Source organism: Picosynechococcus sp. PCC 7003 (genome assembly GCF_001693255.1).
In the GTDB taxonomy this organism is placed as follows: Bacteria; Cyanobacteriota; Cyanobacteriia; order Cyanobacteriales; family MRBY01; genus MRBY01.
Genome location: NZ_CP016474.1, coordinates 1,768,295 through 1,786,743, shown reverse-complemented (window position 1 = coordinate 1,786,743; position 18,449 = coordinate 1,768,295). Strand labels below are relative to the sequence as shown.

21 protein-coding genes are annotated in these 18,449 nt (G+C 49.6%); 11 read left to right on the top strand and 10 right to left on the bottom strand.

Annotated elements, in window-relative coordinates; genetic code table 11:
• The first annotated feature begins 238 nt into the window (after positions 1-238).
• The 4 genes from AWQ21_RS08495 to AWQ21_RS08480 all read left to right on the top strand — a co-directional run bounded on the left by AWQ21_RS08495 (position 239) and on the right by AWQ21_RS08480 (position 5,175).
• Entirely contained in the window at positions 239-1,495 is a 1,257-nt protein-coding gene (locus AWQ21_RS08495) for a glucosyl-3-phosphoglycerate synthase (RefSeq protein WP_065714167.1), read from the top strand.
• A 106-nt stretch (positions 1,496-1,601) separates the two neighbouring features.
• Positions 1,602-1,997, top strand: coding sequence for a hypothetical protein (locus AWQ21_RS08490; protein ID WP_065714166.1), 396 nt, complete (start codon positions 1,602-1,604; stop codon positions 1,995-1,997).
• Positions 1,984-3,777, top strand: coding sequence for an ABC transporter substrate-binding protein (locus tag AWQ21_RS08485; RefSeq protein WP_065714165.1), 1,794 nt, complete (start codon positions 1,984-1,986; stop codon positions 3,775-3,777). The genes AWQ21_RS08490 and AWQ21_RS08485 overlap by 14 nt, the downstream gene beginning before the upstream one ends.
• Positions 3,778-3,783: 6 nt before the next feature.
• On the top strand, positions 3,784-5,175 hold the full coding sequence (locus AWQ21_RS08480; RefSeq protein ID WP_157094724.1) for a TldD/PmbA family protein: 1,392 nt from the start codon (positions 3,784-3,786) through the stop codon (positions 5,173-5,175).
• A gap of 90 nt (positions 5,176-5,265) precedes the next feature.
• Here the strand turns inward: AWQ21_RS08480 and AWQ21_RS16750 are convergent, their stop codons facing one another.
• Positions 5,266-5,409, bottom strand: coding sequence for a 4-Cys prefix domain-containing protein (locus tag AWQ21_RS16750; RefSeq protein ID WP_397428150.1), 144 nt, complete (start codon positions 5,407-5,409; stop codon positions 5,266-5,268).
• A 141-nt stretch (positions 5,410-5,550) separates the two neighbouring features.
• On the opposite strand from AWQ21_RS16750, the gene AWQ21_RS08475 reads away from it, so the two are divergent.
• From AWQ21_RS08475 to AWQ21_RS08465, 3 genes are all read left to right on the top strand, one after another.
• Entirely contained in the window at positions 5,551-6,255 is a 705-nt protein-coding gene (locus AWQ21_RS08475) for a class I SAM-dependent methyltransferase (RefSeq protein ID WP_065714164.1), read from the top strand.
• A 69-nt stretch (positions 6,256-6,324) separates the two neighbouring features.
• Complete coding sequence (locus tag AWQ21_RS08470; RefSeq protein WP_232314929.1) at positions 6,325-7,788, top strand: hypothetical protein; 1,464 nt, start codon at positions 6,325-6,327, stop codon at positions 7,786-7,788.
• 33 nt (positions 7,789-7,821) lie between these two features.
• Positions 7,822-8,694, top strand: a complete 873-nt coding sequence (locus tag AWQ21_RS08465) for an NAD(P)-dependent oxidoreductase (protein ID WP_065714162.1) — start codon at positions 7,822-7,824, stop codon at positions 8,692-8,694.
• Positions 8,695-8,793: 99 nt separating this feature from the next.
• Here AWQ21_RS08465 and psbC read toward each other — a convergent pair whose 3' ends face one another.
• The 5 genes from psbC to queF form a co-directional block, all read right to left on the bottom strand.
• A complete protein-coding gene (gene psbC / locus AWQ21_RS08460) occupies positions 8,794-10,176 on the bottom strand; it encodes a photosystem II reaction center protein CP43 (protein WP_065714161.1) in 1,383 nt (460 codons plus the stop codon).
• A complete protein-coding gene (psbD, locus tag AWQ21_RS08455) occupies positions 10,160-11,218 on the bottom strand; it encodes a photosystem II D2 protein (photosystem q(a) protein) (RefSeq protein ID WP_012307174.1) in 1,059 nt (352 codons plus the stop codon). Before psbD ends, psbC begins: the two co-directional genes overlap by 17 nt.
• Before the next feature lie 314 nt (positions 11,219-11,532).
• Positions 11,533-12,090, bottom strand: a complete 558-nt coding sequence (cobU, locus tag AWQ21_RS08450) for a bifunctional adenosylcobinamide kinase/adenosylcobinamide-phosphate guanylyltransferase (RefSeq protein ID WP_065714160.1) — start codon at positions 12,088-12,090, stop codon at positions 11,533-11,535.
• 36 nt (positions 12,091-12,126) lie between these two features.
• A complete protein-coding gene (gene lgt / locus AWQ21_RS08445) occupies positions 12,127-12,999 on the bottom strand; it encodes a prolipoprotein diacylglyceryl transferase (RefSeq protein ID WP_065715276.1) in 873 nt (290 codons plus the stop codon).
• The gene (queF, locus tag AWQ21_RS08440) at positions 12,999-13,400 is read right to left on the bottom strand and encodes a preQ(1) synthase (RefSeq protein WP_065714159.1); all 402 of its coding nucleotides are present in this window, start codon (positions 13,398-13,400) and stop codon (positions 12,999-13,001) included. Before queF ends, lgt begins: the two co-directional genes overlap by 1 nt.
• Positions 13,401-13,621: 221 nt before the next feature.
• On the opposite strand from queF, the gene AWQ21_RS15910 reads away from it, so the two are divergent.
• Positions 13,622-13,849: a type II toxin-antitoxin system HicA family toxin gene (locus AWQ21_RS15910; RefSeq protein WP_071932277.1), complete on the top strand. Its 228-nt coding sequence runs from the start codon at positions 13,622-13,624 to the stop codon at positions 13,847-13,849.
• Between the two features lie 23 nt (positions 13,850-13,872).
• Positions 13,873-14,220, top strand: coding sequence for a type II toxin-antitoxin system HicB family antitoxin (locus tag AWQ21_RS08435; protein ID WP_065714158.1), 348 nt, complete (start codon positions 13,873-13,875; stop codon positions 14,218-14,220).
• A gap of 69 nt (positions 14,221-14,289) precedes the next feature.
• Here the strand turns inward: AWQ21_RS08435 and gatC are convergent, their stop codons facing one another.
• Together gatC and AWQ21_RS08425 are read right to left on the bottom strand one after the other, a co-directional pair.
• Entirely contained in the window at positions 14,290-14,583 is a 294-nt protein-coding gene (gene gatC / locus AWQ21_RS08430) for an Asp-tRNA(Asn)/Glu-tRNA(Gln) amidotransferase subunit GatC (RefSeq protein ID WP_065714157.1), read from the bottom strand.
• Between the two features lie 55 nt (positions 14,584-14,638).
• Positions 14,639-15,160 carry a photosystem I assembly protein Ycf3 gene (locus AWQ21_RS08425; protein WP_065714156.1) on the bottom strand — a complete coding sequence of 174 codons (522 nt, stop codon included), beginning with the start codon at positions 15,158-15,160 and terminating at the stop codon, positions 14,639-14,641.
• Positions 15,161-15,228: 68 nt separating this feature from the next.
• On the opposite strand from AWQ21_RS08425, the gene holA reads away from it, so the two are divergent.
• Together holA and AWQ21_RS08415 are read left to right on the top strand one after the other, a co-directional pair.
• Positions 15,229-16,209 (top strand): DNA polymerase III subunit delta, encoded by a 981-nt coding sequence (holA, locus tag AWQ21_RS08420; protein WP_065714155.1) that lies wholly within the window; start codon positions 15,229-15,231, stop codon positions 16,207-16,209.
• A gap of 120 nt (positions 16,210-16,329) precedes the next feature.
• Positions 16,330-16,815, top strand: a complete 486-nt coding sequence (locus AWQ21_RS08415; RefSeq protein ID WP_065714154.1) for a DUF4168 domain-containing protein — start codon at positions 16,330-16,332, stop codon at positions 16,813-16,815.
• Between the two features lie 139 nt (positions 16,816-16,954).
• Here the strand turns inward: AWQ21_RS08415 and AWQ21_RS08410 are convergent, their stop codons facing one another.
• Positions 16,955-17,824 carry a M48 family metallopeptidase gene (locus tag AWQ21_RS08410; protein WP_065714153.1) on the bottom strand — a complete coding sequence of 290 codons (870 nt, stop codon included), beginning with the start codon at positions 17,822-17,824 and terminating at the stop codon, positions 16,955-16,957.
• Positions 17,825-17,960: 136 nt separating this feature from the next.
• Entirely contained in the window at positions 17,961-18,194 is a 234-nt protein-coding gene (locus AWQ21_RS08405) for a hypothetical protein (RefSeq protein WP_232314928.1), read from the bottom strand.
• Positions 18,195-18,449 lie beyond the last annotated feature (255 nt).

Below are 18,449 nucleotides of genomic sequence, written 5' to 3'. Positions count from 1 at the left end.
TATCACTACAGCATCAAAAGACATCATTTTAGAAATCAGTTTGATCTGCTTTTTCAGTATTTTCTTGGGGACAAAAAAACGACTGACTCACCCTTTACTCAAGTTAAATCTCAGCCTATCAACAAATGAAGCTGACATTGTAGTAATTTTTACGTCGCTTTAGATACGGCCAACCCCGCAAAATTGGGTTAATTTAAAGGCGAATTTTAAGATTTTCTTTTTATTTAGGTGACTAGCAATGGACTTTTGCCAAGAATTCATCACCACCATCCATGATCTTGATGCCGATCTGGATTACCTCGAAAAACGCCTGATGAATCTTCGTGAAATTTGCCCCATGGCGTTACTCATTCCTTCCCTTTACGAAGAGCTACAACGGCCTGCCCTCACCCGGATCAAAGAACATTTAAAAGGCTGTGCCTACATCCAAACGGTCAATGTTTGTCTCCACGCCGAAACCGTCGAACAATATCACCATGCCGTGATGTTTTTTAGCGAATTGCCCCAAAAAGTCAACGTCATTTGGACGAATGGGGCCCGGATTCGCGGCATTTTAGAAAAGCTGGCCCACCAAAATCTCAATCTCCTTGATTACATGGGCAAGGGTTGGGCAGTATGGCTGGGCCTTGGCCTGGCGTCCCTAGATGCCCGGGCGATCGCCCTCCATGACGCCGACATTGTCACCTTTGACCGTTCCCTGGTGGCCAAGCTGTTTTATCCCATCGTGGAGCCAGAATTTGGCATTGCCTATAACAAAGCCTATTACACCCGTCTCGGTCTCGAAAACCGAGCGATGAATGGCCGGGTTGTGCGCCTCTTTGTTGCGCCTCTGTTGGCAACCCTCGAAGATGTCCTGGGACGCAATGCCTATCTCCACTACCTCAAATCCTATCGCTATCCCCTCGCCGGTGAATTTGCCATGACCGCAGATCTGGCTTTAAATCTGCGCGTTCCCTGTGACTGGGGCATTGAGGTGGGGTTATTGGCAGAAGTTTATCGCAATGTAGCGCCGAAACGGGTGGCCCAGGTAGATCTGGGCTTCTTTGACCACAAACACAAAGCGGTAGGCAACAATCCCCAAGAAGGATTACAGAAAATGTGCACCGAAATTTTGTCTTCGATCCTGCGCACCCTGACAGAAACAGAGTCGATTGTTTTCTCTGAAGGGCACCAAATCGCGCTCCAGGTGAAGTTCCGCCGTGTGGCCCAGGATATGATCCGTCAATATTTTGTTGATGCGACCTGTAACGGTATTCCCTATGACCGCCACCGGGAAGAAATGACCGTCGAAAGCTTTGAACAAATCATTCCCTTGGCCTTTGATAAATATATGCACGAGCCGGCTGTGTACCGCATTCCCGATTGGACCAGGGCCTTGGCTGTGATGCCCGACCTCCGGGAGCAACTGATGGCAGCAGTAGAGGCGGATATGGCAGAAGTGCAGTTAGAGGCCACCATGCAGCGTTCGGAAATTCCCCCTTTAGAGATGGTTTAACTCCTAGGGCGATCGCCATTGCCGGGGGAGATCATGGGGGAGAGGATGCCGAAGACCACCACAATCGATACAATCTTTAAACACAGTTGTCGCCCTTACTCTCCCCATGTTGCGTGAATTTTTTCCCTTTATGATTCCCATCGAAGCCAGCACGATCGCCGGCGCTTGCCTCTGGGCCTTTGCCCTTTATATCGGTATTGCTCCGTTGCGGGAAGGGATCTTGAATGGTCTAGAGCGTTGGATGAACTGGGCCGAGCGATCGCTTTATTTTTCCGAAGAAGAATTTGAAAAGGACAAAGAAATTCGTGAATCCAAAAGTGCTTTTTCGGCCTCGCTCCTAAGTATTTTGCCCTTTTTGCTCTTTGGCGCCGGTTGCAACTTTGGAGTGGAGTGGAGCCTCGGCCACAGTTGGGCGATCAGTTTGGGCGTAATGGCCTGTGCTGGCTGTGGGGTGTATGAACTAGGGCGTTTAGATGGGGCACAGGGCAATGAAGAAGAATAAATCATTTCAATTCTCTAAATTATTTCGGTTACAGCGGTTTTGGGCATTTGTGGCGGCGATCGCCTTTACCTTAACTCTGCCCTCTGTCCTCACCGCCTGTAATCCCCAAGCCAGTAACGCCACGGGGGCAGGGGACAACCAAATTGTGATCAGCGTCCTCAGTGACCCAAAAACCTTTAACCCGGCCCTCTCGGCAGAGTCACCCAGTATTTTTGGTCTTACCTACGAAGGCTTAGTTTCCGAAAATCCCGTCACTGGAGAAACGGAGCCCCGGCTTGCCGAATCCTGGGAATTTTCCGAAGATCAACTCAGCTTGACCTTTACCCTGCGGGACAATCTGCAATGGTCTGACGGGGAACCCCTCACCGTTGATGATGTTGTCTTTAGCTATAACCAGATTTATCTCAACGAAAAAATCCCCACCAATTCCCGTGATGGCCTGCGGGTGGGCATTGCCGGGACTTTACCGACGGTGGAAAAAGTAGGCGATCGCCAAGTGAAATTCACGATCACCGAACCCTTTGCGCCTTTCCTCAACAATACAGCCCTGGAAATTCTGCCAGAACATGTCCTCCGCGAAAGCGTTGAGCAGACCGACAGCGAAGGCAATCCCCTCTTTTTGGGTACCTGGGGCGTCAGCACGCCACCGCAAGATTTAGTTTCCAGCGGCCCTTACCAGTTGATTAACTATGCCGTGGGCCAGCGCTTAATCTTTCAGCCCAATCCCTACTACTGGCAAACCCCCAAACCCTACGTGGATCAAATCGTTTGGCAAATTGTCCCCAACACCGACACCACCTTGCTGCAATTCCGGTCTGGTGACTTGGATGTTACAGGGGTCAGCCCAGATTATTTTTCGCTCCTGAAACGGGAAGAAGATCGGGGCGAATTTACCATCTACAACGGCGGTGAAGCCTACGGCACGAGTTTTATTTCCTTTAATCTCAATACCGGGAAGCGGGACGGTAAACCCCTCGTCGATCCCATTAAGTCGAAATGGTTTAACAATCTGAAGTTTCGCCAGGCTGTGGCCTATGGCATTGATCGCCAGCGCATGGTGAATAATATTTACCGAGGTTTAGGGGAAGTGCAACATTCGCCGATTTCAGTGCAATCTCCCTTCTACAACGACCAGGTGCAAACCTACGATTACGACCCGGACAGGGCCAAGGCGCTCCTCGAAGAGGCGGGCTTTTCCCACAACGCCCAGGGGCAATTAATTGATGCCGACAATAATCCGGTGCGTTTTTCTTTGATTACCAATGCGGGCAACAAAATCCGTGAGGCGATGGCCACCCAAATTGAGCAGGATCTCGAAGCCCTGGGGATGCAGGTGGACTATAGCCCGATTGGTTTTAATATCCTCGTCGATAAGTTGAGCAATTCCCTCGATTGGGATTGTTTCTTGTTGGGTTTAACAGGAGGAAATGAGCCTAATGGTGGTGCCAATGTGTGGTTTCCCGACGGTAATTTGCATATGTTTAACCAAGCAGCACGGCCAGGTACCACACCTCTGACCGACCGGGTGATCAATGATTGGGAACAGGAAATTGCGGATCTCTACATCCAAGGGGCCCAGGAGCTGGATCTCGACAAACGTAAGGAGATTTATGCTAAAACCCAAGAACTCGCAGCGGAATATTTGCCGTTTATCCATCTGGTGAACAATTATTCCCTCGCGGCGGTGCGTGACAAAATTGAAGGGGTGCAACATTCGGCCCTGGGTGGCCCCCTCTGGAACCTTGAAGACTTAACGATTGCGGCTGAAATTAAGGAGTAAAGATCGATGACGACCCTCACCATGCAACAGATTACCGATGCCCTCCAAGGGGCGATCGCCACCCATCAAGAGGCTGTGGACTACCTAGAAATTCGGGTGCAGCAGAGTGAATCTACCAGTCTGGCCTTCCGGGGGGCGCAGTTCGACGGCAGTAACCGTAGTTTTGCCCTCGCCGGCGGGATTCGGGCCTGCCACCAGGGGGGTTGGAGTTTTGTCACCTTCAATGGCCTTGCCGAATTAGGCGATCGCGTTGCTGAAGCGGTTTCCCAAGCGAAACTTGTGGGGAAAGAATCGACCCAACTCGCTCCCAGTGGTGCCATCGAAGACTATGTGCCGGTAGAGATTAAAACCGACCCCCGCACTATTTCCCTTAAGGAAAAACGGGATCTGCTGGCGAAATACAATCAAATTTTGCTGGATTATGACCCCCGGATTCAAACCACCATGGCGAGCATCAGTGACAGTTTTGTCACCACCTACTTCGTCAACTCCAACGGCAGTTGCATCATCCAAGAACGCCTCGATGTTAACGGTAGATTTGGGGCGATCGCCAGGGGCGAAGATGGGGTTGTCCGCCAGGGGTTTGAATCCATTCATTCCCGCTGTGATTTTGATGTGCTCCTTGGGATTGGCGATCGCGTTAAAGGTGCAGCCGAAAGAGCCATCCGCCAACTAGAAGCCAAACCCGTCAAAGGCGGCCAATATACTGTTGTCCTTGATCCTTACCTCGCAGGGGTTTTTATCCACGAAGCCTTTGGCCACTTATCCGAAGCAGATTTTGTCTATGAAAATCCCCGGATGCAGGAGTTGCTCACTATCGGTAAACCCCTCGGTATTTCCCAACTGAATGTGATCGATGATGCCACCCTTCCTGATCTGCCCGGCACGATGAAATACGACGACGAAGGGGTGCCCGGTCAGCGTAAATATCTCATCAAAGACGGTGTGCTTACCCAGCGACTCCACTCCCGGGAAACCGCCGGCAAAATGAGCGAAGCCCCCACAGGTAATGCCCGCGCCCTACAAGCTTCTTATCCGCCCCTGGTACGCATGACGAATACGGCGATTGAGCCCGGCGATACCCCCTTTGCAGAAATGATCCAAGATATCGAAGAAGGGGTTTATGCAGTGCGGATGATTGGCGGCCAAACCAATGGGGAAATGTTTACCTTTGCGGCGGCAGAAGGCTACATGATCCGTGATGGCAAAATCGCCGAACCCGTTAGTGATGTCACCCTTTCTGGTAATGTCTTCCAAACTCTGAAGGACATTGAGGCGATCGGTAACGACACCCTCTATACCAACGGCGGCTGTGGTAAAGGTGGCCAAGGAGGATTACCTGTCAGTGTTGGCGGCCCTCACTTGCGCATTAAAAATGTTGTCGTCGGTGGCCGGTGACATCCTCCCGACGCTGACCCTAAGAGCACACCACGGGCTTCCCAACCAAGATCGCTCTTGAGTATTCCTGCCCCACGCCACTTATCTAGGTCATCGACCCCCGACAGACCGGCTTGGCAGGCGGTTTTCATAACGGTATTTTGGAACTAAGAGGGTGCGGCATTGGGAACAATAATTGTGTTGAATCGGATTGAAGCTGGAGCAAGCAGGGTTGAGGCAGATGGATTGCTGCATAGCTTGGGGACATAGATGCTAGATTTACACCTAAGATTATAGAAACACTGTACTGTTCCGAAGACAGACCTGAAAATTTTCTTTGAAGGCGACTTGTACAATGGAATGGCTTGGATGCTTTTTTAGGATTTGGGGCCGCCCATGTTTTCCCAGTTACCCACCGATAACCGCGAATTGAATTGGTTTACCCTCACGGAGGCGATCGCCAAACGTTTCGACGCAGAATACCAAAACCAAAGGCCCGATCTTCCCGACGAAGTACAAGCCCTGCCTATTTTCCTCGACTGGCAATCCGGCAAACTCCAGAACCGCGTTACCTCGAAATTTTGGGAATTAGCCCAACCGAAGAAAAATCAACATTGCCTCGATCTAGGTTGCGGGATCAGCTTTTTGATCTACCCTTGGCGCGACTGGAATGCTTATTTTTATGGCCAAGACATCAGCAAAGTTGCCACAGAAATCCTCCAATCCCGCGCCCCCCAGCTCAATTCCAAACTCTTTAAGGGCATCTCGAACAAACCTGCCCATCACCTCGAAAGCTACCAGGACAGTTTTTTCGATTTGGCGATCGCCACCGGATTTAGCTGTTACTATCCCCTGGCATATTGGGAAACCGTATTAGAACAAGTCCAGCGTGTCCTCAAACCAGGCAGTTTTTTTGTCTTTGATGTGATTGACCCAACCCAAGACATGGCCGAAGACTGGTCAATCCTCGAAACCTACCTGGGCGCCGAAGTATTCCTCGAAAATCTCAACGACTGGCAAGCCCTGATCAAAAAATCCGGGGCCAAAATCATCAAAGAACAATCTGGCGAACTGTTCCATCTCTACAAAATTCGCTGGTAATTTGATAGAAACAGCCCATTATCATTTTGACCATTGGCTGTTTGTCGGGTCAGTGAGAAGATAAAAAGCGTGGCTTATCAAGGACTGTGGGAAATGTTTAAGCGGATTATTCTCCTTATTGTTTTGGCATTGGGCCTGTGGAGTTGTGGCGATCGCCTCGATGCCCGTCTCGCCAGTGATCTCAATCGCGAACCGACGCCCGTCACCACCCAAGCACTCACAGAAGTGGCGACTCCTAGCCTCATTACCGCACTGCGCCAAGAATTAGACCAATACCAACCCCAGGTCAAAATTCTCAGTCCCCGTCCCGACGAAACCTTTGACAGCACCACCATCGACGTCCAGCTCCAGGTCAATGACCTACCCATTTTCAAAGACGAAGAACTAGGCATGGGGCCGCACGTTCACCTGTTTGTCGATGACCAGCCCTACATTGCCGTCTATGACACCAGCAAGCCCGTCACCCTCGAAAACCTCAGTCCCGGTAGCCACCTGATCCGCGCCTTTGCCTCCCGTCCCTGGCACGAAAGCTTTAAAAACGAAGGTGCCTACGCCGAAACCACCTTTAATATTTTCACCAAGAGCAATAATAATATTCCCGATTTCCAACAGCCCCTGCTTACCTATAGCCGTCCCCAGGGAACCTATGGTGCCGAGCCGATCATGTTGGATTTTTATCTGACCAATGCCCCACTCCATTTCATTGCCCAGGCCGACAATAGTGACGATGTAAACGACTGGCGCATCCGGATCACCATTAATGGTGAGAGCTTTATTCTCGATGACTGGCACCCCATCTACCTCGAAGGCTTTAAAAAAGGCGAAAACTGGCTCAAACTGGAATTTATCGATGACCAAGGGGAACTGCTAGAAAATATCTACAATAGCCCTGTCCGCGTCATTAACTACGATCCGAAGCTCAACGATACCCTGGCCAAGCTCGTCCAAAATAAACTCTCCCTCAGAACCGCGAAGCGTCTCGTTACCACCAAGCCTCTCACCCCTGAAGTAGAAACCACCACCCCGGAAGAAACATCAGAGCCAGCACCAACCGTTGTTCCGGAAATTGATGAACCCATGCCCGCAGCAGAAACAGAAGTAGCTCCTGCTGTAGAAAAAACGTTACCAACACTAGAAGAAGAAGTAACACCAGAGACGGAACCCATCCCCTCTCCTGATGCGCCTGAGACAATGCCAGCCGAGGCAGAAGAACCTGCTGCCACCGTCGAGGAGGCAAGCCCCAGTCAATCTGAGTCATCTTTGGAAGTTAAGCAACCCGATCTTCCGCCAGAGATTGATGAAGAGGTCGCTCCCACCACAGCTCCAGAGATCGAAGCCCCACAACCAACCGCACCGGAATCTGAAGTAGAACCAGAAATATCGTCTCCCCCGGAAACCACTGAAAGCGCTCCTGAGCCAGAGGTTGAGCCAAGCCCCACTGTGCCAGAATCGGATATTTCCCCAGAGACAGATCCCCTAGAACAAAGCACCAATGATCTAGAGTCTCCGGAAATTCAGTTGTTCCCGGAGTAACCTAGAAGCGATCTTGATCATCATTAATAACTAATGACGAAAAAAATTGCGTTTCTCGGCATGGGGGTCATGGGGGCACCGATGAGCCTCAACCTCCAGAAAAAAGGTTTCCAAGTCACGGTTTGGAATCGTTCCGCTGCCAGTCCTCATTTAGCTAGGGTGGCCACAGCGGGTTTGCCCGTTGCCCCGGCGATCGCCACTGCGGTAAACGATGCAGATTACATTTTTAGTTGTGTGAGCGATGTCCCCGACGTGAAATCAGTTCTCCTAGGGGAAAAAGGGGTGATCCACCATGCTAAACCCAATGCCCTGGTTGTTGATTTCAGCACCATTGGCACCCGTGCGGCCCAGGAAATTGCCGAAACACTCCAAGCCAAAAATCTCCGGTTCCTCGATGCCCCCATCAGTGGTGGGGATGTCGGCGCAGAAAATGGCACCTTGACGATTATGGGTGGGGGCGATCGCCCTGATTTCGACGAAGCCAAACCTTACCTAGAAGCCATGGGTAAGAATATTTACTACTGCGGGAAGACAGGTAGTGGCCAGGCTGTAAAAATGTGTAACCAAGTTCTTTGCGCAATTCATATGGTGGCCCTCTGTGAGGCGATTAAGCTGGCCCAATCCCAAGGCATTGACCCTGATTTAATGATCGAAGCTTGTCAGACCGGGGCGGCAGGTTCCTGGGCGATCGCCAACCTCGGCCACAAAATTACCGCTAGCGATTTTCGACCGGGTTTCATGGTCAAGCACATTATCAAAGACCTCCGCCTAGTCAACGAAAGTCTCGCAGACCTAGAATTACCCGGTTTAGCCCTGGCAACCCAAAAATTTAAAGACACCGCCCAGTTGGCCGATGCCCTCGAACAAGGCACCCAAGCCATGTTCCGCTCATATACATTCTCCTAAAGGTTGTATCCCCCAAGCAAAAAACTCCTACCCTAGGGCAGGAGTTTTTTGGTTTCTATGAGTGAAATTCAGTGACTCAACTGAAGGCTCAACAAACTCTTAGTCAAGCTCGTTCATGTTCAGTACGGGCTCAGTCTCACGGTCAATCCCTTTCTCGAAACCAGCTTCAGCCGCCCGTGCACGACCAGCATGCCACAGGTGACCAACGAGGAAGAAGAAAGAAAGAACGAAGTGAGAACCAGCCAACCACTGACGGAGGTTCACAAAGTTAAAGGAGTTAGGCTCCGTAATAATCCCACCAACAGAGTTAATGGAAGCATTCGGGGCGTGGGTCATGTACTCAGCCGCACGACGCAGTTGCCAAGGCTGAATGTCATTGCGGATTTTATCGAGGTCAAGACCATTGGGGCCACGAAGCGGCTCCAACCAAGGACCACGGAAATCCCAGAAGCGCATGGTTTCACCACCAAGGATGATCTCACCAGTAGGCGATCGCATCAGGTACTTACCAAGACCAGTAGGACCTTGAGCAGAACCAACGTTCGCACCCATAGATTGGTCACGGGCCAAGAAGATTAAAGCCTGAGACTGGGACGCTTCAGCGTTAGTCGGGCCATAGAACTCACTGGGGTAAGCAGTGTTGTTAAACCAAACAAAGCAAGTCGCGATGAAGGCCATTAAGGACAAAGCACCGAGACTGTAGGAAAGATAAGCTTCACCAGACCAAACGAGCGCCCGACGGGCCCAACCGAAAGGTTTGGTGAGGATGTGCCAGATACCACCGAAGATACAAATCAAACCGATGTAAATGTGACCACCGATAATATCTTCCATGTTGTTGACACCGATGATCCAACCTTCACCACCAAAGGGAGCCTTGAACAGATAACCAAAGATCACCGCAGGATTCAAAGTCGGATTGCTGATGATACGCACGTCGCCACCACCGGGGGCCCAAGTGTCGTATACACCACCAAAGAACATCGCTTTAAAGACAAGTAGCAACGCACCACAGCCGAGAAGGATGAGGTGGTAACCAATGATATTGGTCATTTGGTTCTTGTCTTTCCAGTCATAACCAAAGAAGCTGGAATATTCTTCAAGGGTTTCAGGGCCACGGACAGCATGGTAAATACCACCAAGACCGAGAACCGCAGAAGAGATGAGGTGTAATACACCAACAACGAAGTAGGGGAAAGTATCGATAACTTCCCCACCGGGGCCTACACCCCAACCAAGGGTTGCGAGGTGAGGCATTAGGATGAAACCCTGCTCGTGCATGGGCTTCTCTGCGACAAAGTGGGCGACTTCAAACAAAGTCATCGCACCAGTCCAGAATACGATAAGGCCAGCATGGGCAACGTGGGCACCCAAGAGCTTACCGGAGAGATTGATCAGGCGGGCATTACCAGCCCACCACGCAAAGCCGGTCGATTCGATATCACGACCACCGGAAATGGGCGCATTAGAGAGCGTTACCACGGGGTAATACCTCCTCAGGGAATACAAATTGTTCGTGAATTTGGTCTTGCGGTGCCATCCAGGCCCGCATACCTTCGTTCAGCAGAATATTCTTCGTGTAGAACGTTTCAAATTCAGGGTCTTCCGCTGCGCGGATCTCCTGGGATACGAAGTCATAGGCTCGTAGGTTTAATGCTAAACCCACAATACCCACAGAACTCATCCACAGCCCGGTTACAGGTACAAACAGCATGAAGAAGTGCAACCAACGCTTATTGGAAAACGCAATCCCGAAAATCTGAGACCAGAAACGGTTTGCGGTCACCATCGAGTAGGTTTCTTCTGCCTGGGTCGGCTCAAATGCCCGGAAGGTATTTGCTTGGTCACTGTCTTCAAACAGGGTGTTCTCTACTGTCGCCCCGTGGATCGCACAGAGCAGGGCACCACCGAGAATCCCTGCAACACCCATCATGTGGAAGGGGTTCAGGGTCCAGTTGTGGAAACCTTGTAGGAACAGAATGAAACGGAAGATACCAGCGACACCAAAGCTAGGTGCAAAGAACCAGCTAGACTGACCCAAGGGGTACATCAGGAATACACTGACGAATACCGCAATGGGGCCAGAGAAGGCGATCGCATTGTAGGGACGGATTCCTACCAGACGGGCAATTTCAAACTGACGCAGCATAAAGCCGATCAGACCGAAAGCACCGTGGAGGGCAACAAAGCTCCAGAGTCCACCGAGTTGGCACCAACGGGCAAAGTTCCAGTTGGCTTCGGGGCCCCAGAGGAAAAGGAGGGAGTGACCGAGGCTGTCAGCGGGGCTGGATACAGCAACAGTCAGGAAGTTACACCCTTCGAGATAAGAGGATGCTAATCCGTGGGTGTACCAAGAAGTAACGAAGGTGGTACCAGTCAACCAGCCACCGAGAGCCATAAAGGCGCAGGGGAACAGGAGGATACCGGACCAACCGACGAAGACAAATCGATCTCGCTTTAACCAGTCATCGAGGACATCAAACCAGCCTCGTTCCTGGGGCGCGCGTCCGACTGCAATAGTCATAGTTTTTAATTCCTCTTGTCTATATGAATGAACAAGGGTTGGATATTAAATGGCTTACGCTAGTTTCCTTGTTATGGATTCTCCCTGTCAAATGAGCAAAAGCCAATAGGTATAAATCCTATGGTCGGGGGAGTTTCCTGAAACTACGTAAGCGGGTCAACCTTATGAAATATAGGCTATTCCAGACGGTTAACGTTTCTTAAAATAACACATACTCCATGGGCATACAGCCTTCTGAAGGATTTTATAACCTGAGTGTAAACACTTTTCTTAATATCTAGCAGAGTTTTTGTTACAAAAAGATACAATCAACTTCAGCTAAGGGGCGTTTTTACTGGAGGCAAGGGTTGTCCTAGCTTTTTAATATCTAAGGCGTGGCCACCCACTAACAGATAGGCTTGATCAGCAACAAGGCCTACTTCGCGGATCAAGCGACCTAGGCGATCGCGGAATAAGCGTCCTAATGGGTAAGTAGGCACGAGGCCCCAACCGGTTTCTTCAGCGACGAGGATTAGGATCCGTGGGGAATTTTTGACGGTCTCTAAAAATGCTGTGGTGAGCTGGTGCCAAGGAGCAGGCTCTGTTTCTAAATGATTAGCAACCCACAAACCTAAGGAATCTACGAGGACGCAGTGGTCTTCAGGCGTGCGGTGAATGGCGGCGGTTAGATGGACTGATTCACCGATAAATCCCCAAGTTTCGGGGCGGCGATCGCGGTGGTGTTGGATACGGGCCATCCATTCGGGGTCATCAGGATCTTCGGTGGCCGTTGCAATATAGGTGACGGGGCGTTGGGACTGGAGGGCAAGGTGTTCTGCCCATTCACTTTTGCCGGAGCGGACCGCTCCAGTAACGAGGATGGTTTGGCCCATGGATAACCTTGTGATTAGAGGAGCAATGGTAATGGTTTAAGTCTCAGAATTTTCTGGGATAGCTTCTGCCTCTCGCAATTCCCGCGGCGATCGCACATCGGGCAGACGCCGTTTGAGGACGTACAACCAAACCAACCCCAAAATACCAAGGGCCATCCCGGTTAAGCTGACCAGTTGAGCAATGCGAATACCACCAAGCATCAAACTGTCAGTTCGCAAGCCTTCAATCCAAACCCGGCCCGCACTATAGGCGATCCAGTAGGTCAGAAAAATCGTGCCTGTTTTGAGGCGATCGCCATGGCGCATACCCCAGAAAAACAGATAGAGGAGCAAGGCAAAAACCCCAAGATTCCAGACAGATTCATAGAGGAAAGTTGGGTGAAAATACTCGTATTCCACAAGACCTAAAGGACGATTTTGGAGGGGGATATAAAGCTTCCAGGGTAAATCAGTCGGTGCCCCAAAAGCCTCAGAATTGAAAAAATTCCCCCAGCGACCAATAGCTTGACCCAAAATCAAGGAAGGCGCGATCAAATCCCCTAGCTGCCAAAAAGAAATTCGATGTAGACGACAAAAAATCAAGGCTGCAATCACGCCACCAAGGATCGCCCCGTGGATTGCAATGCCCCCTTGCCAAATCGCAATAATATCCTGGGGCCGATCCGCGTAACTACGCCACTGGAACAGCACATAATACAAGCGCGCGCAGGGAATGGCCCCGATAATTCCCCAGATAATGTAATCGGCTAGTAACTCCGGTTTGACCCCCCGTCGCGTTGCCAAAAATTGGGAGAGATTCACCCCAATCAACACGGCGATCGCTATCAAAAGACCATACCAGCGAATTGCAAAATTACCCACCTCAAACAAAATGGGGCCGGGGGATTGGAACTGCCAAGCGAAAATCATCATGCCTGTTCTTTCGTGTGGGTGACTTCAATGACAGTATGCACATTACCACGGGGTTGGTAGTCCCCTTTGATCGTCATTTCGAGGGGGTCACAAGCCGCTACCAGGTCATCGAGAATTTGATTAACTGCTTCTTCATGGGAAATATAGCGATCGCGGTAACTGTTGATATAAAGCTTGATTGCCTTGAGCTCTACAACTTTTTGGTCAGGAACGTAGGAAATATAAATCGTGGCAAAGTCCGGGTAGCCAGAAAAAGGACATTTACAAGTGTATTCTGGCAGGGTGATGTTAATGGTATAACGTCGTCCGGGGCGGGGGTTCGGGAAGGTGATCAGCTCGCCGTTTTCAATTTCGCGCTCCCCATACTTTAGGGTCTGTGCTTCTGTGGTCTGGCCCATGGGTAAAACCTTAATATTTTTTAAAGAAACCGTATTGTATTGTACAAATCTTTGTTGAAATCTTGGGCTTCTAGGAAATTTCTTTGAGATTAATTAGGCCAAGACCCCCACGAAACATATATTTTAACTGCGACCCTTCTCACGATGAAATTATCGTGATGCAATGTTCTGGGCATAATATTTTGGTACTTTTTTGTAGTACCATCGAGGTGCTTAACTAAATGAAGCGTAAAAACAGTAAAACCTTAGCGCTTATTTTTCAAAGGCCCATCAGTGGCAACATTGCCTGGTCTGACATTGAGGGGCTCTTGCTGGAACTAGGAGCAGAAATTTCCGAGAGAAGCGGATCGCGAGTTGCTGTAATTCTCTTTGGTGAAGTGCGGGTTTTTCATCGACCTCACCCTTCCCCTAAAACTGATAAAGGAGCCGTTGCCAGCATTCGGAAATAGTTAGAATCCCACGGAGTAAAACCATGAACATGATGATTCTTGATGGTTATCGAGCAAAAATTGAGTATGATCCCGAACTCGACTTATTTCGCGGCGAAATCTTGGGGTTAAATGGCGGCGCAGATTTTTATGGTAGTAATCCAGCAGAACTCCGCCAGGAATTTAGAAATTCTCTTAATACTTTTCTCGAAGTCTGTGCCGAAAAAGGGATTAAGCCAACAAAAGACTATTCAGGACGGTTTAATTTGCGAGTGCCGCCGGAGCTACACCGGGAAATCTCAATGATTACGACCAGCAAAAATATTAGCATTAACAAGTGGATTACAGAGATTCTGCAGGAAGCGGTGCAGTCTGTTGATCAAGAAATCTAAAAAAGCAGCCAGATCTCCCCATGGCGGTAAACAGAGAAACCTGGCTAACAATACTCAAAGAATAATGGTCTATTCGCTTTCGCCGAGGATCTTGGGGACGCGGAAGTAGTCTTCTTCGCGATCCGGGGCATTGTCTAGCAGCAATTGGCGATCGCCAAAGGTTTTTTGCTCATCGGCGCGGGTAATATTACTCACATCAATGGCTCTGGTAGTCGGCTCTACATTGTCCGTGTCCAGTTCGCTGAGTTGTTCGACATAATCCAAAATCGCACTGAGTTGGGATGGTAAACGTTGTTCCTCTTCCGGCGTCAATTCCAACCGTGCCAAATGGGCAACCTTGCGAACCTGTTCAAGATCAATCATGTTTAAATTCTCAATGTGAATGCTTGCTTTTTTAAAGTTTTAATGACGGGCTAATTTAGAAAAAGACGTCCATTTCCGAGCGGCCAGTGGTTTTTAGCCAGTTTTGGGCTTCGATGTAGTTGTTTGGCGCAATGCGGATCGCCTGCTTCCAATATTCGGCGGCTTTATCAAAGAGCGCTTCCGATTCGTCTTCATTGCCGGCTTGCTTCGCCTTTTCGCCTTGGTAGTGGTAGACCACAGCAATGTTATTTAAAGCCTGGGGCATCCGAGGGTTGAGATCAATGGCTTCATGGTAGAGTTCTAGGGCTTTACGGTGATCGCCGTTGCTGGCATAAATGAGGCCCATATTGTAGAGGATATAGCTACGATCGTTGGGGTCATCTTCGAGTCTCAGGGCTTCTTCGTAGTTTTCGAGGGCTTCGGAATATTCCCCATCAGCTTGGGCCGACATCCCATCGCGATAGTAGGCAAAGGCTTCTTTGGAGCGGTTGTTGGTGGGCAGAATTTTGAGGATGATATCGGCCATCACCGTAAAGCTTTTGTCGATGAAATTATCGTTGCGCTGTGTTCTGGGCATAATGGTTACGTTGCGAGGGATGCTCTATTTACTTTACCTTGCTTTGTTTGTGATTTTAGCGGATTGCGATGGCGGTGTATTTTTTCTGGGGAGAGGATGATTTTGCGATCGCCCAAGCGGTGGATCAGATTAAGCAATCGGTCTTAGATCCGGCGTGGCTATCGTTTAATTTTCAGACCTACGACGGCAGCAAAGAGGAAAGTACCATTGATGCCCTCAACGAGGTGATGACGCCGCCCTTTGGCATGGGAGGACGCTTGATCTGGCTCAATGAAGCAACCCTGTGTCAATCCTGTTCAGATAGTCTTTTACAGGAATTACAACGCACGTTGCCCGTCGTCCCAGATAGCTCCCATCTCCTTATCACCAGTCGAAAAAAACCGGACAAGCGGCTAAAATCGACAAAATTTATCCATGAACACGCCAAAGTGCGAGAGTTTTCGCCGATTCCTCCCTGGCAAACGGAAGCCCTTGCGGATCGCGTTAAAGCAACAGCGCGGGAATTGGGGGTGAATTTAGATCGACAAGCCACAGAATTGCTCGGTGAGGCGGTGGGAAATGATACGCGGCGGCTCTGGAATGAGTTGGAAAAGCTCAGAATTTATCAAGGGAACCGGACACAACCGCTAACTCAATCTGACATTCAAATCCTGGTGGCAGCAACGAACCAAAATAGCTTGCAACTTTGTGAGGCGATCCGGGAAGGCAATGGTGGTTTAGCCATTCAACTAGTGGGGGAACTGTTGGCGCAAAATGAACCAGCTCTGCGGATTGTGGCGACATTAATCGGGCAATTCCGATTATGGACAATTATCAAGGTAATGATTGAGGCGGGGGAACGGGACGATCAGGCGATCGCCAAACTCGCGGATCTCAAAAATCCCAAACGTCTATATTTTCTCAAAAAAGAGATTGCCCGGTTGCGGAGCCAGCAACTCCTCAAAACCCTGCCGATTTTGCTCGAACTTGAAGCCGGTCTAAAACAAGGGGCGATCGCCACGGAGATTCTCCCGACGAAGATCCTTGAACTCTGTCAGCATTTCCGTTAAACCCTTGGAATCATGGCAGAAAAAACTTTTCCCCTGGAACTTCCCTCCCTAAAACCTATTCTTTAATATTGAATACGTTTAAAATTTGCCATCGCTGATTTTTATTCCCCATCGGTCATTATGCTTTTACCCCGTCGCTTCCAAGATTATCTGCTGGGCAGTTGCCTCACCCTCAGCTCCCTGGGCTTGGGGCTAGCCCCCCAATTAACCCTCAAACCGGAAATTCTTGGCTGGCAAAATCAGGCGATCGCCCAACAACCGAGCACCGCAGACATCAATCGCTATGCCGAGGCTTATCTGGCGATCTACGGCAACAACAGCATGGATAATCTCCTGCTGGAAGTCGAAAATCTCATTGGCCGCAAACCGGACTGGGAAATTCGCTGCGATCAGCCCCAAAGCATTAACCGCCTCAATAACCGTGCTGCCATTGGGAAAGTACGCAACTACTGCAACAATGTCTTGCCCAATCTCATCGACGATATTATGCCCCGCAGCACCTTTAATCGCATTAGTAATCAGTTGCCCAATAACCCGACTCTCCAGGAACAAATTCAGGATGCCATGTTCGATATCCTCAAACAAAAACAGGGCGGCGGCCGTTAACAGTCTTACTTTCATCCATAAAGCAGGATTTGCTATTCCCCCAACACCATGGGGGATTTTTTTGCCCATCGGTACACACACAAGGCGATCGCCCGGGGGAAGAGCGATCGCCTAAAAAACTGAGTTAAGACCAAAGAATTTAAAGCAGGGGCGACATCCGACTCCGATAACGTTGCTGATTTAACCCCTCCGCGTAGAGCGAGCCTTGGGGATTACCAGCATAACGAGCTGCTTTATTTTGAAGTCGAGCAATCCGATCATTGGTGGCTGGGTGGGTACTCAAAAATTCAGGGGGACGACCGCCACCACTGTTGGCAGCCATTAACTTTTTCATAAAGGAAGCCATCGCCTCTGGGGCATAACCGGCCCGGGTCAACATATTAAATCCGAGATCATCTGCTTCCGTTTCGTCGCTGCGACTGTTGGGATAATCAACGGCGATCGCCACCCCCAACTGAACAATCTGACTACTATCCAAGCCCGTCGCCGCCAGAATCCCCTGGTTCCGTGCCTGCATTCTCATCTGTTCTAGGGAATGTTTCGCCGCAATGTGACCAATTTCATGGCCAATCACACTGGCAAGTTCTGCCTCATTGGCGGCGGTTTTTATCAGTCCTGTGTTGACGTAGTTGTAGCCCCCCATGGTGGCAAAGGCATTCACACTGTCATCTTCTACGACAAAGAATCTGTAATTTAAATTGGGGCGTGTACTTTGGCGAGCGAGGCGTTGACCAATTTCGTTGATGTAACTTACAACCCGCTGATTTTGATAGAGTTTTACCTGGCCGGAACGGGTCAGTTCATTGTGAATTTGTTGACCAAAGTCCTGTTCCTGGGCATCCGAGAGATTGGAGATTTGATAACTCTGTACCCCCCAGATCAAAACGCCCCGTAAAAGATTTTCAAAAAAACCCGCCTGGCTTACGGTGGGTGTCGCAAGGTTGACGCTGATCGCGACAATGCAGGCTAATAGACCATACATCCAGCGTTTTTTCCGGCGATGCAACATGATGCTTGTGTTCCTGTGGCTGTTTTTAATAGGGAAGGTAGATTGGATGACAAACCAAGAATTTACCTATTTCCATGGTAACCAATCGTAATTTTCCGTTATGTCCTAAGACGGTCGCCCCCAGGGATTTAGTTCCTCAGTTCATGTTTTGGTAATAGTAAAAGTTAAAGGTTTCAAACATACCGCCGACAAAACCACAGGCGATCGCAATGACCAAGACCCCTTCCCAAATGCGTCCATTGCCAAACACTTTAAGGATATTACTAAAGGCATCCGTTAACAGTTCAACGGTTACCCCAGGGAAAATCCCCACCGCTGCACAGAGAGTCAAAAGTAAACCGCAAATCACCATCGGCGCCAAAAAGCTCATCGTAACGGTGATAAACAGTGAAGAGAAAAATCTAGGGGTCGCTTTCATAAGTCAGGAGATCCTTAGCCACAAGCGCTCGTTTGCTTTGGGATATGGCGCATTGAACTGACTTTAGAGTAACCAATTAAATGGAACGCATACTGTAAAGGACATGATTCTTAAATTTTTATAAAATTTTGAGATGTGTCAGGCCACTCAGAAACCGCCCATCCCCCACAGAGTGCTTGAGATCGGCGGTTTTAAACAAACTATGAT

What these genes read in the sequence shown, in the direction of transcription:
- AWQ21_RS15910 (WP_071932277.1), top strand. Translation starts at nt 13,622, where the DNA reads ATGAAGCGTAAAAACAGTAAAACCTTAGCGCTTATTTTTCAAAGGCCC.
- AWQ21_RS08475 (WP_065714164.1), top strand. Translation starts at nt 5,551, where the DNA reads ATGTTTTCCCAGTTACCCACCGATAACCGCGAATTGAATTGGTTTACC.
- AWQ21_RS08480 (WP_157094724.1), top strand. Translation starts at nt 3,784, where the DNA reads ATGACGACCCTCACCATGCAACAGATTACCGATGCCCTCCAAGGGGCG.
- AWQ21_RS08425 (WP_065714156.1), bottom strand. Translation starts at nt 15,160, where the DNA reads ATGCCCAGAACACAGCGCAACGATAATTTCATCGACAAAAGCTTTACG.
- AWQ21_RS08415 (WP_065714154.1), top strand. Translation starts at nt 16,330, where the DNA reads ATGCTTTTACCCCGTCGCTTCCAAGATTATCTGCTGGGCAGTTGCCTC.
- holA (WP_065714155.1), top strand. Translation starts at nt 15,229, where the DNA reads ATGGCGGTGTATTTTTTCTGGGGAGAGGATGATTTTGCGATCGCCCAA.
- AWQ21_RS08410 (WP_065714153.1), bottom strand. Translation starts at nt 17,824, where the DNA reads ATGTTGCATCGCCGGAAAAAACGCTGGATGTATGGTCTATTAGCCTGC.
- AWQ21_RS16750 (WP_397428150.1), bottom strand. Translation starts at nt 5,409, where the DNA reads ATGCAGCAATCCATCTGCCTCAACCCTGCTTGCTCCAGCTTCAATCCG.
- psbD (WP_012307174.1), bottom strand. Translation starts at nt 11,218, where the DNA reads ATGACTATTGCAGTCGGACGCGCGCCCCAGGAACGAGGCTGGTTTGAT.
- AWQ21_RS08495 (WP_065714167.1), top strand. Translation starts at nt 239, where the DNA reads ATGGACTTTTGCCAAGAATTCATCACCACCATCCATGATCTTGATGCC.
- queF (WP_065714159.1), bottom strand. Translation starts at nt 13,400, where the DNA reads ATGGGCCAGACCACAGAAGCACAGACCCTAAAGTATGGGGAGCGCGAA.
- AWQ21_RS08435 (WP_065714158.1), top strand. Translation starts at nt 13,873, where the DNA reads ATGAACATGATGATTCTTGATGGTTATCGAGCAAAAATTGAGTATGAT.
- AWQ21_RS08405 (WP_232314928.1), bottom strand. Translation starts at nt 18,194, where the DNA reads ATGAGCTTTTTGGCGCCGATGGTGATTTGCGGTTTACTTTTGACTCTC.
- lgt (WP_065715276.1), bottom strand. Translation starts at nt 12,999, where the DNA reads ATGATTTTCGCTTGGCAGTTCCAATCCCCCGGCCCCATTTTGTTTGAG.
- cobU (WP_065714160.1), bottom strand. Translation starts at nt 12,090, where the DNA reads ATGGGCCAAACCATCCTCGTTACTGGAGCGGTCCGCTCCGGCAAAAGT.
- gatC (WP_065714157.1), bottom strand. Translation starts at nt 14,583, where the DNA reads ATGATTGATCTTGAACAGGTTCGCAAGGTTGCCCATTTGGCACGGTTG.
- AWQ21_RS08490 (WP_065714166.1), top strand. Translation starts at nt 1,602, where the DNA reads ATGTTGCGTGAATTTTTTCCCTTTATGATTCCCATCGAAGCCAGCACG.
- AWQ21_RS08485 (WP_065714165.1), top strand. Translation starts at nt 1,984, where the DNA reads ATGAAGAAGAATAAATCATTTCAATTCTCTAAATTATTTCGGTTACAG.
- AWQ21_RS08465 (WP_065714162.1), top strand. Translation starts at nt 7,822, where the DNA reads ATGACGAAAAAAATTGCGTTTCTCGGCATGGGGGTCATGGGGGCACCG.